At 67.1% G+C, this 14867-nt stretch carries 10 protein-coding genes; all 10 read right to left on the reverse strand.

The window, feature by feature from the left end; all coding sequences use genetic code 11:
• Positions 1-64: 64 nt before the first annotated feature.
• Entirely contained in the window at positions 65-1138 is a 1074-nt protein-coding gene (locus PEM_RS07600; protein ID WP_005416406.1) for a chemotaxis response regulator protein-glutamate methylesterase, read from the reverse strand.
• Positions 1135-1731, reverse strand: coding sequence for a chemoreceptor glutamine deamidase CheD (gene cheD / locus PEM_RS07605; protein ID WP_005416407.1), 597 nt, complete (start codon positions 1729-1731; stop codon positions 1135-1137). Before cheD ends, PEM_RS07600 begins: the two co-directional genes overlap by 4 nt.
• On the reverse strand, positions 1728-2597 hold the full coding sequence (locus PEM_RS07610; protein WP_049416359.1) for a CheR family methyltransferase: 870 nt from the start codon (positions 2595-2597) through the stop codon (positions 1728-1730). The genes cheD and PEM_RS07610 overlap by 4 nt, the downstream gene beginning before the upstream one ends.
• 37 nt (positions 2598-2634) lie before the next feature.
• Positions 2635-4917, reverse strand: coding sequence for a methyl-accepting chemotaxis protein (locus PEM_RS07615; protein ID WP_119706084.1), 2283 nt, complete (start codon positions 4915-4917; stop codon positions 2635-2637).
• A gap of 715 nt (positions 4918-5632) precedes the next feature.
• On the reverse strand, positions 5633-8011 hold the full coding sequence (locus PEM_RS07620) for a methyl-accepting chemotaxis protein (protein WP_111127761.1): 2379 nt from the start codon (positions 8009-8011) through the stop codon (positions 5633-5635).
• A gap of 101 nt (positions 8012-8112) precedes the next feature.
• Positions 8113-8496 carry a hypothetical protein gene (locus tag PEM_RS07625; protein ID WP_005416411.1) on the reverse strand — a complete coding sequence of 128 codons (384 nt, stop codon included), beginning with the start codon at positions 8494-8496 and terminating at the stop codon, positions 8113-8115.
• Positions 8497-8632: 136 nt separating this feature from the next.
• Positions 8633-9124, reverse strand: a complete 492-nt coding sequence (locus tag PEM_RS07630) for a chemotaxis protein CheW (protein WP_005416412.1) — start codon at positions 9122-9124, stop codon at positions 8633-8635.
• A gap of 179 nt (positions 9125-9303) precedes the next feature.
• On the reverse strand, positions 9304-10077 hold the full coding sequence (locus tag PEM_RS07635; RefSeq protein WP_111127759.1) for a flagellar brake protein: 774 nt from the start codon (positions 10075-10077) through the stop codon (positions 9304-9306).
• 160 nt (positions 10078-10237) lie between these two features.
• Positions 10238-12487, reverse strand: coding sequence for a methyl-accepting chemotaxis protein (locus PEM_RS07640; RefSeq protein WP_111127757.1), 2250 nt, complete (start codon positions 12485-12487; stop codon positions 10238-10240).
• A gap of 371 nt (positions 12488-12858) precedes the next feature.
• Positions 12859-14847: a chemotaxis protein CheA gene (locus PEM_RS07645; protein WP_111127755.1), complete on the reverse strand. Its 1989-nt coding sequence runs from the start codon at positions 14845-14847 to the stop codon at positions 12859-12861.
• Positions 14848-14867 lie beyond the last annotated feature (20 nt).

A 14867-nucleotide genomic window follows, 5' to 3' on the forward strand; every position in this document is an offset into this window, starting at 1 on the left:
ACGTCTCTTGGAGGTGTCCAGCAGGGAGCGGAGCCGAGCGTGGGCTCGGCTCTACAGGGGCCTGTCAGCCGCGGGCGAGGGCGAGCAACCGCTCGGCGATCCTCTCCAGTGGCACCTGTTCCTCGGCAGCGCCCAGCTTGAACGCGGCACCGGGCATGCCCCAGACCACGCTGGTCGCTTCGTCCTGCACCAGCGTTGGGGCGCCGGCCTGGCGCATTTCCAGCAGGCCGCGCGCGCCGTCGTCACCCATGCCGGTGAGGATGGCACCGATGGCATTGCCACCGGCGCTCTGCGCGACCGAGCGGAACAGCACGTCCACCGCGGGCTTGTGCCGGTTCACTGCCGGGCCGTCGTCGACGCGGCAGCGCCAGCGCGCACCGTCGCGGATGATGCGCAGGTGCTTGCCGCCGGGCGGGAGGTAGGCGTGGCCGGGCAGCACCGCTTCGCCGTCGCTGGCCTCGCGCACGGCCATTGCCGAGTGTCGGTCCAGGCGTTCGGCAAAGGCGCTGCTGAAGCTGGCCGGCAGGTGCTGGGTCATCACCACGGCGGGTGCATCGGCAGGCATGCCTTCCAGCACCACGCGCAGCGCTTCGGTGCCACCGGCTGACGAGCCGATCGCGATCAGGCGGTCGGTGGTACGGAACTGCGGCGAGGCAGCACGCGTCGCCGGCGCTGCGTCCAGCGTGAGCTTGGGGGCGCTGGCACGCACCAGCGGGCGCACGCGCGAGCGCGCCGCCATCTTGACCTTGGCGATGATCTCCTCGGCATAGCCCTGCAGGCCGCGGGCCACGTCCAGCTTGGGCTTGGAGACGAAATCCACGGCGCCCAGCGCCAGTGCCTGCAGGGTGGTGTCGGCGCCTCGCTCGGTCAGCGAAGAAATCATCACCACCGGCAGCGGATGCAGGCGCATCAGGTTTTCCAGGAACGCCAGCCCGTCCATGCGCGGCATTTCCACGTCCAGGGTGATCACGTCCGGGAGCAGGCGCTTGATCTTCTCGCGCGCCAACAGCGGGTCAGCCGCAGTGCCGACCACGTCGATGGCCGGGTCGCTGGACAGGATTTCCGTGAGCATCTGCCGCACGACGGCGGAGTCGTCGACGATCAGGACCCGGCAGGGGGCGTTGCCGGTGAAGGTCATTCGAACAGCTCCACGCCACCGGTGACCGGCGCCTTGGACAGGCGCGCACGCACCGCCGATTCGGCGGCGGCCACCTCGGCCTCATGCGCATGCGGCAGGCGCTGCACCACCACGCGGCCGGTATCGGCGAAGAACCAGATCTTGCGCGGATGGATGCCGCACAGGTCCTCGGCAATGATCGGGATATGCTCGGCCTGCAGGTACTGGCGCACGAATTCGGCGTTGCGGGTGCCGACCGGATTGCTGGTGAAGCCCTTCAGCACGTTGGCACCACCGAACACCTTGGCCTCGATCCGCTTGCGATGTGCGCCGCGCTTGAGCATGTCGTTGATCAGCAGTTCCATCGCATAGCTGCCATAGCGCGCAGGCGCGCCGTCACCGGCGTTGCCCTCGGGCAGCAGGAAATGGTTCATGCCGCCGATCTTCAGCACCGGGTCGCGCAGGCAGGCCGCCACGCAGGACCCCAGCGTGGTGGTCAGCGCAGTGGTGTCATCGACCACCAGGTACTGGGTCGGCAGCAGCTTGGCGGCGATGGTCTGGAAGCGCGCATCCTGGTAGCGCATCACATCGTCGATACGCAGCGAGGCATTCATGCGCCGGCCTTCGCCGCACGGCGGTACAGGGTGCGGCCGCAGGGCTGGATCAGGTCGGCGGCGTGCAGATAGTTCTCCGAATGGCCGGTGTAGAGCAGACCGTCATCGGCCAGGTGCTGCACCAGGCGGCCGAGGATCGCGCGCTGGGTCGGCTTGTCGAAGTAGATCATCACGTTGCGGCAGAACAGTGCGTCGAACGGGCCACCGACGTCGTAGCGCGGGGCGAGCAGGTTCAACGGGCGGAATTCGATCAGCTCGCGCAGCGCGGGCAGCACGCGGCACTGGCCCTCGTTGGGGCCGCTGCCACGCTGGAAGTAGCGGCGGCGCAGGTCCGGATCGAGGCTGGCGACGCGATCGATGTTGTAGACGCCACGGCCGGCGGTGGCCAGCACCTGGGTGTCGACGTCAGTGGCGATGATGCGTACCGGCGGCTTCAGGGTGCCAAAGGCCTCGCACGCGGTGATCGCCATCGAATAGGGCTCTTCGCCGGTGGACGCCGCGCACGACCACAGCAGCAACGGCGTGCGGCTGGAGCGCTGCTGCAGTTCTTCGCGCAGCTTGTCGAAGTGGTGCGGTTCGCGGAAGAACGAGGTCAGATTGGTGGTCAGGGCGTTGGTGAACGCCTGCCACTCGTCACCATCTTCCTGCTCCAGATGGTCCAGGTACTGCTGGAAGCTGCGCATGCCCAGCGTGCGCAGGCGGCGCGACAGGCGGCCATAGACCATGTCGCGCTTTGCCGGCGCAAGCGCAATGCCCACGCGCTGGTAGATCAGGTCGCAGACGCGGCGGAAATCACGGTCGGCGAACTCGAATTCGCGTGGGCCGGTAACGATGGGAGTAGGACTTTGCACGGGGGACGTGTCCATCGGCGGGGGCAGCGGCCGAAGCCGCTACGGGTGGGTATCAGAATTCCTGCCAGTCGCTGTCGCTGGCGACGAAGGTGCCGGCGTTGCTGCTACGACGTGGCGATATCGGTGCAGGTGCTGCCGCGTGGCTTGGCTGCGGAGGTGCCACGGTGGTGACTCTCGCCGGCTCGACCCGCGCGGCAACGGCCTGCATCGCGGCCGAGACCTGGTTGTCGAGCCGGAAGATCGCCACGGCATCTGCAAGCTGTGCGGCCTGGTCTTCCATCGCACGTGCGGCAGCGGTGGCTTCCTCCACCAGCGCGGCGTTCTGCTGGGTGGTTTCGTCCATCTGCACCACGGTCTGGTTGACCTGCTCAATGCCCGCGCTCTGTTCCTGCGAGGCGGCGGAGATCTCGGCCATGATGTCGGTCACACGCTGCACCGAGGCGACGATCTCGCCCATGGTGCTGCCGGCCTGGTGGACCAGGCTGGAGCCCTCGGCGACCTTGCCGACGGAGTCGTCGATCAAGCCCTTGATCTCCTTGGCGGCAGCCGCCGAGCGCTGGGCGAGGGTGCGCACTTCGCTGGCGACCACGGCGAAGCCGCGGCCCTGTTCACCGGCACGCGCGGCTTCCACGGCGGCATTCAGCGCCAGGATGTTGGTCTGGAACGCAATGCCGTCGATGACGCTGATGATCTCGGCGATCTTCTTCGACGAGGCTTCGATGGCGGACATGGTGGTGACCACCTGGCCGACCACTTCACCGCCCTGCGAGGCGACGCCATGGGCGCCGATGGCGAGCTGGTTGGCCTGGCGGGCGTGCTCGGCGTTCTGGCGCACGGTGGAGGTCAGTTCCTCCATCGAGGCCGCGGTTTCCTCCAGGTTGGCGGCCTGCTGCTCGGTACGGCGCGACAGGTCGCTGTTGCCCGAGGCGATCTCGCCGGCGGCCAGGGTGATGCTGGAAGCGCTGGCCTGGATCTGGCCGACGATCTGGGTCAGCTGCGCGACCGTGGCGTTGGCATCGTCGCGCATGCGGGCGAACACGCCCTTGTAATCGCCGTGCATGCGCGCGGTCAGGTCGCCCTCGGCGATGGCCGACAGCAGCTGCGACAGCTTGCCGAGGTTGTCATCGCTGACCGCCATCATCGCGTTGAGGTTTTCCAGCATCAGGCGGAAATCGTGGTCGAAGCGCTGCGCATCGCCTCGGCGGCTGAAGTCGCCGGCAGCAGCGGCGCTGGCCAACTGCTTGATCTCGGCGTTGATGCGGCCGAGATTGGCCTTGACGGTGTCGACGGTGGTGGTCATCGCCGCCTTCTCGCCCGGGTAGCGGGCGATGTCGCGGCTCAGGTCACCAACCGCGTACTGCTGCACCACGTCCAGCACATCGTGCAGGGTCTGCACGTGGCTACCCACCAGGGCGTTGGTTTCCTGCACCATCAGCCCGTACTCGCCGGGGAAGGCGCTGGCGTCGATGCGGTAGCTGAGTTCGCCACCGTCGTGGCGGCGGGCCATTTCGCGCTGGCCGGTGATGACCGCATGCAACTGCTGCTGCATGCCGGCCATGGCGTCCAGCAGGCGGCCGGTTTCATCGTGCGGCTGCGGGCCGATATGGCTGTCGAGCTTGCCGGCGGCGATGCCCTCGGCGACGGCCGTGGCCTGCTTCAACGGCACGGCGATGCGATTGCCGATGACCCAGCTCAGGGCCAGTACGATCAGCACCAGGACGCCGCCGGAGACTGTCATGATGGCAGTGAACACCAGCGCCTGCTTCTGCACGTCGTCCATGTAGACGCCACTGCTGACCACCCAGTTCCACGGCGCGAACAGGCCGGCGTACGCGACCTTCTCGACCTCGCCCTTGCTGCCCGGCTTCGCCCAGCGGTAATTGACGAAGCCACCACCGGCGCGGGCGGCTTCGACCTGGTCGTAGTAGATGCGCACACCGTCGTCGGTGCGGAAGTCCTTCATGTCCTTGCCGACCAGGTCCTTGCGGAACGGGTGCATCAGCAGCCGGTAGCCGGTGTCGTAGACGTTGAAATAGTAGGTATCGCTCTCTGCACGCATCACTTCCAATGCCTGCAGCGCGGCGCGCTTGGCAGCCTCTTCGCTGAGTTCGCCGGTACCGGCCAGGCGGTGGTAGTGCTGCAGGATGCCGTAGCTCAGTTCGACCTGGGTCTTCAGTGCGGTCTTGCGGGTCTCGGTGAGATCCAGGTACTGCATGCGGGCGGCGATCACCGAGAGCGCGATCACGCCGAGCGCGATGAGCAGCGTCAGCAGGTTGAGCTTGCGCCGGACGGAAAGATTGCTGAAGTAGTGTTGCCAGCGATGCAGGAGATTCATCGAGCAGGACCAGGTCGAAGCGGGCGGGCGGCGCCGTGCCGGTCACGGCGGGACAAGCGGTGACAACCCCGTTATCGGCCGTCAGGGCGGGGGATTGAGGTGCGGTGTCCGAACGTATTCAGGTTTCCGTGCGGCGGCGGCTGCGGCGCTGCCTGCGGCAGGCTGGTTTTGAAGCAACAGCAACAGCAACAGCAGTTGGTCGGCGCTGGATTGTCAGTAGGTGGCTGGGCCGGGGTGGGCAGCCAGGACACGCCGTAAACCCGTCCATGGGGGCTCGATGGCGCCATCCATGGCGCCAACGGTCCTGCCTGCCCACCCCGGCCCAGCCCTCTCGGCATTTCGGTGTCGGACGGAAAGAGCGTTGGGGTTCCAGGTGGAAAGAGGGGTCAGATCCGTTTTCCGCAGGAAAACGGATCTGACCCCGGAAGTGACCTGGCTTTTGTTTTTTGCTCTTCTTTCTTCAATCCGGGGTGGACGCGCACGGAAACTGTCCGTGGCCGGGAGGGTGGGCTGCGCAGGGGTGTCTGATCTGGCCCCCAGGGATGGGTTTACGGCGGCCCCTGCGCAGCCCACCCTCCCGGCCAGCCCGCAGTAGCCAAGCGCTCTCCGCGACCACCCCGAGGGGCTTCACCGTTGGCTGATATCCAGATGCCCCGTAAACGAAGACGCCCCGGCGCAGGGCCGGGGCGTGTTCGTGGATCAGGTCAGGCCGGCATCAGAATTCCTGCCAGTCTCCGTCGGCCAGTTCGGTGGCCATCGGGCGACCGCCAGCGGTGCGGCGGGCCGGCGGTGCGACCGGTGCCGGGGCGGCTGGCACGGTGGCTCGCGGGGCCGGGGCTGCGGCGACGCGCGGGGCGGCGACGACCTCGGCCTCATCGACCACGAAGATCGACACCGCTTCGCTGAGATGGCCGGCCTGTTCTTCCATCGCACGTGCGGCAGCGGTGGCTTCCTCCACCAGCGCGGCATTCTGCTGGGTGGTTTCGTCCATCTGCACCACGGTCTGGTTGACCTGCTCGATGCCGGCCGACTGTTCCTGCGAGGCGGCGGAGATCTCGGCCATGATGTCGGTCACGCGCTGCACCGAGGCGACGATCTCGCCCATGGTCGCGCCGGCCTTGTGCACCAGCGCCGAGCCGTCGTTGACCTTGCCGACGGAGTCGTCGATCAGGCCCTTGATCTCCTTGGCGGCAGCCGCCGAGCGCTGGGCGAGGGTGCGCACTTCACTGGCAACCACGGCGAAGCCGCGGCCCTGTTCACCGGCACGCGCGGCTTCCACGGCGGCATTCAGCGCCAGGATGTTGGTCTGGAACGCAATGCCGTCGATGACGCTGATGATCTCGGCGATCTTCTTCGACGAGGCTTCGATGGCCGACATGGTGGTGACCACCTGGCCGACGACTTCACCGCCCTGCGAGGCGACGCCGTGGGCGCCGATGGCGAGCTGGTTGGCCTGGCGGGCATGCTCGGCGTTCTGGCGCACGGTGGAGGTCAGTTCCTCCATCGAGGCCGCGGTTTCTTCCAGGTTGGCAGCCTGCTGCTCGGTGCGGCGCGACAGGTCGCTGTTGCCCGAGGCGATCTCGCCGGCGGCCGAACTGATCGCGCGGCTGGACTGCTTGATGCGGGTGACGATCTCGCTCAGCTGCGCGGCGGTGGCGTTGGCATCGTCACGCATGCGGGCGAACACGCCCTGGTAGTCGCCGTGCATGCGCACGGTCAGGTCACCCTGCGACAGTGCCGCAAGCAGGCCGGAGATCTGTTCGATGCTGCCAGCGTTGGCATCCAGCAGGCCGTTGATCTGCTGGGCCAGCTGCAGGAAGAAGCCTTCCTTGTCGGTGGCGTCGATGCGGCCGGACAGGTCGCCGGCGGCAGCCTGGGCGATCACGCGGGCCACTTCGGCTTCGACCTGCGCTTCCTGAGTACGGTCGCGCCATTCCACCACGTAGCCGACGGTGTCGCCGCCTTCATTGCGGATGGTCGAGACCACCTGGGCGAACTGGGCATCGCCATACTGCATCGGGCGACGGGCGACGCCGTGTGCCTTCAGGTTACCCAGCAGGGTCTGGTCCATCTCGCCGCGGTGTTCAAGCACGGTGACCGGCTTGCCGATCAGCGAGGCCTGGGCATCGAAGTCCGGCAGGTCGCGGCGAACTTCGTCCTGGTACTGGCTCAGGGTCTGCTGCAGGGCGCGGTTGCTGTAGACGATGGTGTTGCTGGTGTCGGTCAGGTACACGCCGGTCGAGCTGTAGTCCAGCGCGGTACGGATGCGCAGATTCTCGCGGGCCACGGCCTGGTCGGTCTCGATGCGCTCGCGGAGGTCGCGCTGCATGCGCTGCATGGCCTGCATCAGTTCGCCCACTTCGTCCTGGCGGCTGACGTCGATATGACCATCGAGCTTGCCACCGGCGACGTCGTTGGCGACCGATACGGCGCCACGCACGCTGCCGACCAGTGCGCGGGCGAACAGCCACACCAGCACCAGGCCGAGTGCGGCGCCACCCAGCAGGGCGACCACGGTCAGCACGGCCGAGGCGGAATAGGTGGAGGCGGCCTCTTCGCGCGAGGCGCGGGCGAGGCGGTTGTCTTCGGCGATCAGCGCTTCCAGCGCCGATGCAGCCTTGCGGTGCTTGGTACGGGTTTCGCCGACGAAGGTATCGATGGCATCGTCCGGCAGGTCAAGTTCCAGCATCTCGGTGACGCTGTCATAGGACGCCAGCGCATCCTTCCATTCCTTGGCGAAGGTGTCGAACAGCTTCTTCTGTTGCGCGTTGTCGACCAGCTTCGGATAGTCCTTGATCGACTTGTCCATGCTGGTGCGCAGGTCGACGGCCTGCTTGCGCGCATCGGACTTGACGTCGTCGCTGGCGCGGATCAACTGCTGGTAGGCGGCATTGCGGTATTCGCCCAGCATGCCGCGCATCTCGCCGGCGAGGCGGATGCTCTCCATGCGTGAACCGGCCAGCTCGGTGGTGACGTTGTTCAGCGAATGCAGGCCGCGATAGGCGACGATGCCCTGCAGCAGCATCACCAGCAGGAGGACGCCGAAGGTCAGCAGCAGCTTCGGCATCAGTTTCAGGTTGTTGATCCACGGCATGGGCGTTGCGAGCTCCTAAGGCAGACGCGCCCGGGCATCGGGCCCGGTTGCAGCAGAAACCACGCCGGCACCAGGTCCGGCGCGGTTCGACGGACAGCGGATTACTTGATGTTGGCCAGCTTCAGCCCAGCCGGCGAGCTGACTTCGATTTCCGCGCGCGAGGCGTCGCGCTGGATCTTGCCGATCACGCAGACGGTCTTGCCTTCCAGGGTTTCCAGCGGGAAGGAGAACTTGCCGCGGTTCTCGCCGGCGATGCGGGCCGAGAAGGTGTGGCGCGGGAAGGCGCCGCCCATGTACAGGAAGGTCGGCTGGCCTTCGGAACCTTCTGCGTAGCGGGCCTTTTCAACCTTGCCACAGACCATGCCGTCCTTGCCGACCGAACGCGGGGCCAGTTCCGGCGGGATCATGTCAGCCGACTGGGCGAAAGCGGAGGCGGCGGTGGTGGCCAGGACAGCGGCCGAAACGAACGCAAGCAGGGACTTCATCGAGGGGTATCTCCGGGGATGGTAACGGTCGGGCCGGCCCTGCGCGCTCCTGCGCGGCCGGCTTCTGTCCCCCTATCGGCATCGCCGGGGGGAACTGAAGGGTTTTGTGACCGGAACGTGAAGCAGTTCCGTTTACTCAGGCGGCGACGTCTTCGGTGAGGCTGGCCTGGCCCATGTCGGCGCTGTCGAGCAGGGTCTCGATGTCCAGCAGGATCAGCATGCGATCGTCGTGGGTACCAATGCCGGAGATGAAGCGGGTATCGACGGCGGCACCGAATTCCGGGGTCGGTCGGATCTGCTCGGCCGACAGCGGGATCACGTCGGAGACGCTGTCGACGACGATGCCGACCACGCGGTCTTCGACGTTCAGCACGATCATCACGGTGAAGGCGTCGTAGCGGGCGTTGTCCAGGCGCAGCTTCAGGCGCAGGTCGATCACCGGGACGATGGTGCCACGCAGGTTGATCACGCCCTTGATGTAGTCCGGGGCATCCGGCACGCGGGTAACCGCGTCGTAGCCACGGATTTCCTGCACCTTGAGGATGTCCACGCCGTAGTGCTCGTCACCAAGGGTGAAGCTGAGGAATTCGCCACCGGTGCTGGCGGCGGAGCTGGTCTTGTCGTTCATCGAGGGGTCCTGGTTCTGCCGGAAGTCCCGGTGTCAGGCTCGATATCGGCCCCGCTGGGGGGGACTTTAGGTGCCCGGGCAGTGGATGGGGTCAGATCCCTTTTCAGGGAAAAGGGATCTGACCCCGGCATGCGTTCCAGGGTTGCCGGCCATCGGCCGGCACTACCGGTCGGGCGGCCTCAGAGCTCGCCGTTGCGGCGTGCCTTGCGTTGGCGGTCGATGCGGAAGATGTAGCGCTGGATGGCGCTGTCGGCGCCGCGCGGCAGGCTGTCGAAGCGCATGCCCACGCGCTTGACCTCGATGCCGTTGGGCTGGCGCTGCGGCAACAGGTTGCAGACCACCAGCGCGATGTCCAGGTCGGGACCGTCGGGCAGGGACAGCTGCGCCGGATAGCGCTTCTGCAGGCCGAACACCGCGCAGTCATTGGGAACCACCACGGCCAGGCCACCGCCACTGATGTCCACCACGCGCATCGACAACGCTTCGGCGCGCGCTTCGGCGGGGGGCAGCAGCAGCTGCGGTGAGTCGGTGACCGGGGTCTCCAGCCGATACAGCTCGCGGCGCTGCAGGTGCACCAGTTCTTCCGGAAGCGGGGCGCGGAAGGCCACGTGGCCGTCGTTGTCCACGCGCTGCAGTTCGTGCAGGCGGAAACGCACCAGTACCCGTTCGAGCTGGGCGAAGCACAGCAGGTGATCGGCCTGCTCGGCGGCGCGGTTGGAGGCTTCCTGCGGGCTGCCATCGAGCAGCAGGTAGTCCTCGTCCTCGTCGAGGTCGAGCAACGCAGTGGGGAACGAACGGTCACGGCCGTCGATGTGCGCGTTGATCAGTGATCGCTGGTCGATCAGCGAGCGCAGCAGCTGCCGCAGCTGGCGCGGGTTGCGGACCAGGAAGCGCTCGTCAGCGGCGTCGGCCGCGTGGACATCATGCACTGCAGTGTCGTTGCCGTCGGACATGGAATCTACGGTCAGGGGCGGGCGCCAGCACGCGTTGGTGCGAGGCTCGATGGGGATATCGGCCTCTGCACCGGATTATGAAGTGAGATTTGCATCACTTTCCACGCGTAAGGGGTCAGATCCCTTTCCTGCGGGAAAGGGATCTGATCCCGTGGTTCTGTCAGAATTCCTGCCAGTCGCCGTCCGCGGCCAGCGCCGGCTGGGCCGTTGCCGTGCGCAGCGCACGTGCCGGGGCCGGCCTTGCGGCCGGTGCGGCGGCGGCGACCTGGCGCGGTACCGGTGCCGCCAGCGGGCGTGCCGGAATGGCCGTCGTGCCGTGCGATGCCAGCCGGAAGCGGGCCACGGCTTCACCCAGCTGCACGGCCTGGTCCTCCATCGCACGTGCGGCAGCGGTGGCTTCCTCCACCAGCGCGGCATTCTGCTGGGTGGTTTCGTCCATCTGCACCACGGTCTGGTTGACCTGCTCGATGCCCGCGCTCTGTTCCTGCGAGGCGGCGGAGATCTCGGCCATGATGTCGGTCACACGCTGCACCGAGGCGACGATCTCGCCCATGGTGCTGCCGGCCTGGTGGACCAGGCTGGAGCCCTCGGCGACCTTGCCGACGGAGTCGTCGATCAAGCCCTTGATTTCCTTGGCGGCAGCGGCCGAGCGCTGGGCGAGGGTGCGTACTTCGCTGGCGACCACGGCGAAGCCACGGCCCTGTTCACCGGCACGCGCGGCTTCCACGGCGGCATTCAGTGCCAGGATATTGGTCTGGAACGCGATGCCGTCGATGACGCTGATGATCTCGGCGATCTTCTTCGACGAGGCTTCGATGGCCGACATGGTGGTGACCACCTGGCCGACCACTTCGCCACCTTGCGAGGCGACGCCATGCGCGCCGATGGCGAGCTGGTTGGCCTGGCGGGCGTGCTCGGCGTTCTGGCGCACGGTGGAGGTCAGTTCCTCCATCGAGGCCGCGGTTTCCTCCAGGTTGGCGGCCTGCTGCTCGGTCCGGCGCGACAGGTCGCTGTTGCCCGAGGCGATCTCGCCGGCGGCCAGGGTGATGCTGGAAGCGCTGGCCTGGATCTGGCCGACGATCTGGGTCAGCTGCGCGACCGTGGTGTTGGCATCATCCCGCATGCGGGCGAACACGCCATTGAACTGGCCTTCCATCCGCGCGGTCAGGTCGCCGGTGGCGATCGACTGCAGCAGCTGCGAGAGCTGGCCCAGGTTGCCGTCAGCCACCTGCATCATGGTGTTGAGGTGCTCGATCATCACCTTGAAGTCGTGCTGGAACCGCTGTGCGTCGCCGCGCTGGCTGAAGTCACCGGCGGCGGCCGCCGCAGCCAGGTGCTGGATCTGCGAATTGATGGCCAGCAGGCTGGCCTTGGCCGCGTCCATGGATTCGTGCAGGATCGCGCGGCTGCCGGGCAGGCGGCGTGCGTCCGGGCTCAGGTTGCCGATGGCGTACTGGTTGAGTACTTCAATGGCATCGACGATCGCATCGAGGTGCTCGAAGATCACCGTGTTGATGCCGTTGGCCAGCTGGCCGTAGACACCCGGGAAATCTTCCGGGATGCGATGGCTGATGTCCGGGCCAGCGTGCATCTGTGCCATCAGCTGTGTCTGCTCGCTGAAGCGTCGCAGCATCGCCGTCATCTCGGCGGTGGCAGCGAGCATCCTGCCGGCTTCATCGTTGCTGGTGGCCTGGGTGCTGACGCTGAGATCACCGCGGGCAACGGCCTGGATGGCATGCACGGCCTTGCCGAGTGGGCCGGTCACTGCACGCGAGATGACGATGGCCAGCGCGGCAGCGACCAGCGACAGCAGCACGATGCAGCCGATGATGGCAATCATGCTGGTGCGGTGGGTGGCGTTGGCGTCGGCAATCTTGCCGTCCATCTGGCCGGCGATGTGGGTTCCCAGTGCCTTCATTGCAGCGAAGAGGTCGCGACGCGCCGGGCGCGACTGCTCGTCGGAGATCTGCTGGGCCTGTGCGCCATCACCGGCGGCCACGGCGTCGCGCATCGCCTTGTTTGCGGCGAAGTAGCGGTCCAGCTGCGCACTGGCCGCGCGATACAGTTCACGCTCCTTGTCCAGCGCCGGCAGCGCCGCGTACGCCGCCAACTCGTCATGCACGGCCTTGGCGGTGTCGTCCATGCGCTTGTTGTAGTCGGCGACCTTGTCCGGCTGGTCGAGCATGCTCAGCTGGGCCAGTTCGTAGGTGCGGAACTCGCCCAGCTGCGAGCGTGCCTCGCCCAGATGCTGGACCGAGGGGATATCGTTGCCAGCCATGTCGCGCAACTGCGCGTTGGCCTCGCTCAGGCGCACCAGTGCGAAGGCGCCGAGGATCAGGGTCATCAAGGTGGTGAGGGTGAACCCCACGGCCAGCTTGCGGGCGATGGGCAGATCTTGGAACCACTTCATGCAGGGTGCTCCAGGTGGGCAGAGTGCCGGCGTCTGTGCGCCGGTTTGGGGGTGGTTGCAGAGCGAACGGGGGTGCCCGGTGGGGTTCGGTGACGACCGTCAAAGCGAAATAACGGCGCCGTCCGCGCGGACTTTATGGACGCAGATCACATTCGGTTGCGTAGGGATGACGGCGCGAAAGTGCTGGTCTGGCGGGGCTTGCGCTCGGATGACGTGGTTGCGCGCGAAACCATCGCCTCGACGGAGTTCACAGAAGGGATGGGGTCAGATCCCTTTTCCCTGAAAAGGGATCTGACCCCGGCTGGAATGGAGCACACAAACAAAACCGCCGCCCCGAAGGGCGGCGGTCCATGACCCGCATGCGGCGTGGATCAGGCGGCCTGCGGCATCCGCAGCGAGCGCACCAGTCCGCCGATGTCGACGATCAACGCGACGCGGCCGTCGCCAAGGATGGTGGCACCGGACACCCCGCCGATACGGCGGTAGTTGTTCTCGATGTTCTTCACCACCACCTGCTGCTGGCCGACCAGTTCGTCCACTTCCAGCGCGATTTTCTGGCCATCGCCTTCCACCACCACCACCAGCGATTCGCTGCCCGGTGCGCGGTTGCCGTAGCCGTAGTACTCGCTCAACGACAGGATCGGCAGGTACTCGCCGCGCACGCGCAGCACGCGGCCTTCGCCGGCCATGCTGCGGATATCCTCGGGCTGCGGCTGCAACGCCTCAAGCACGTAGGCAAGCGGCAGGATCAGGGTTTCGCCGGCCACGGCCACCGTCATGCCATCGAGGATGGCCAGGGTCAGCGGCAGGCGGATCAGCGTGCGGGTGCCGGTACCGAGGCTGCTTTCGATCTGCACCTCGCCGCCCAGTGCCTGGATGTTGCGGCGGACCACGTCCATGCCGACGCCACGCCCGGACAGGTCGGTGACCGCATCGGCCGTGGAGAAGCCAGGTTGGAAGATCAGGTCCCAGACCTGCGAATCGGTCGGGTTGTCCGGCACGGCCAGGCCGCGTTCGTGAGCCTTGGCCAGGATCTTGGCGCGGTCCAGGCCGCGACCGTCGTCGCTGACTTCGATGACGATATGGCCGCCCTGATGCGAAGCTGCCAGCGTGATCGTGCCGGTCTCGTCCTTGCCCGCACCGCGGCGGACGTCGGGCATTTCCAGGCCGTGGTCGATCGAGTTGCGCACCAGGTGCACCAGCGGATCGGCGATCTTTTCGATCAGACCCTTGTCCAGTTCGGTGCCTTCGCCGACGGTGCGCAGGCGCACCTGCTTGCCGAGGCGGCTGGACAGGTCACGAACCAGGCGCGGGAAGCGGCGGAACACCGCATCGACGGGCAGCATGCGCACGCCGATCACCGCTTCCTGCAGGTCGCGGGTGTTGCGTTCAAGCTGGTCCAGGCCAGCGAACAGGCTCTCGGCGTGGACCGGGTCCAGTGCGTGCGAGACCTGCTTGAGCATGGCCTGGGTGATGACCAGTTCGCCAACCAGGTTGATCAGCGCATCGACCTTGTCGACGCTGACGCGGATCGAGGTTTCCGCTTCCTGGCTGGCACCACCGTTGGCAGCAGGCGTGGCAGGTGCAGACGGGGCCGCTGCGACCGGAGCGGGAGCCGCTGCGGCCGGCGCCTCGGTGGCCAGGCTCGGCGGCGCGGCGGGACGGATGTCCAGCTCGCAATCGTCCAGCACCCAGGCGAAGGTGTCTTCGATCTTGCTGCGCGGCACCTTGCCAACCAGGCCCAGGTCCCACGCAAGATGCGCTTCGAGCGGATCAAGCTGGGCGAAGCCCGGCAGGCGCTCCATGCGCGCGGCGACCTGCAGCGAACCGAGGTGTTCCAGTTCGCGGATGATGCGAAGCGGATCGTTGCCGCTCATGAACAGCGACGGCGCCGGAGTGAAACCGATCTGCCAGGCTTCCGGCGTATCGTCCACCTTGGCTGCGGCGGCCGACGGGGCGCTCGCTGCGGCCTGGCCGGAAAGAACCGCTTCCAGGCGCGCCTTCACCGCAGCGACTGCAGCCGGATCGGCAGCCTGGCCGTGTTCGGCTTCGCGCAGCAGGGCGCGCAGCACGTCCACCGAGGACAGCATGGCGTCGACGGCGTGGCCTTCCAGGGCCCGCTTGCCGGCGCGCAGCTCATCGAGCAGCGTTTCCAGCACGTGGGTCAGGCCGGCGATCGCGTCGAAGCCGAAGGTGCCGGCGCCGCCCTTGATCGAGTGGGCGGCGCGGAATACCGAATTGATGATCTCCGCGTCCTGCTGCCCCGATTCCAGGGCCAGCAGGCCAGCCTCCATCGCATCGAGGCCTTCGCGGCTCTCCTCGAAGAAGGTGGCGTGGAAGCGTTGCAGGTCCATGCTCATGGCAGTGGTGATCCGGAAGC

This window comes from Stenotrophomonas sp. Pemsol (assembly GCF_003586545.1).
Classification (GTDB): domain Bacteria; phylum Pseudomonadota; class Gammaproteobacteria; order Xanthomonadales; family Xanthomonadaceae; genus Stenotrophomonas; species Stenotrophomonas sepilia.

Bases quoted from the DNA above. Each gene is read 5' to 3' on its own strand.
- PEM_RS07600 (WP_005416406.1), bottom strand. From the start codon at position 1,138: ATGACCTTCACCGGCAACGCCCCCTGCCGGGTCCTGATCGTCGACGAC.
- cheD (WP_005416407.1), bottom strand. From the start codon at position 1,731: ATGAATGCCTCGCTGCGTATCGACGATGTGATGCGCTACCAGGATGCG.
- PEM_RS07610 (WP_049416359.1), bottom strand. From the start codon at position 2,597: ATGGACACGTCCCCCGTGCAAAGTCCTACTCCCATCGTTACCGGCCCA.
- PEM_RS07615 (WP_119706084.1), bottom strand. From the start codon at position 4,917: ATGAATCTCCTGCATCGCTGGCAACACTACTTCAGCAATCTTTCCGTC.
- PEM_RS07620 (WP_111127761.1), bottom strand. From the start codon at position 8,011: ATGCCGTGGATCAACAACCTGAAACTGATGCCGAAGCTGCTGCTGACC.
- PEM_RS07625 (WP_005416411.1), bottom strand. From the start codon at position 8,496: ATGAAGTCCCTGCTTGCGTTCGTTTCGGCCGCTGTCCTGGCCACCACC.
- PEM_RS07630 (WP_005416412.1), bottom strand. From the start codon at position 9,124: ATGAACGACAAGACCAGCTCCGCCGCCAGCACCGGTGGCGAATTCCTC.
- PEM_RS07635 (WP_111127759.1), bottom strand. From the start codon at position 10,077: ATGTCCGACGGCAACGACACTGCAGTGCATGATGTCCACGCGGCCGAC.
- PEM_RS07640 (WP_111127757.1), bottom strand. From the start codon at position 12,487: ATGAAGTGGTTCCAAGATCTGCCCATCGCCCGCAAGCTGGCCGTGGGG.
- PEM_RS07645 (WP_111127755.1), bottom strand. From the start codon at position 14,847: ATGAGCATGGACCTGCAACGCTTCCACGCCACCTTCTTCGAGGAGAGC.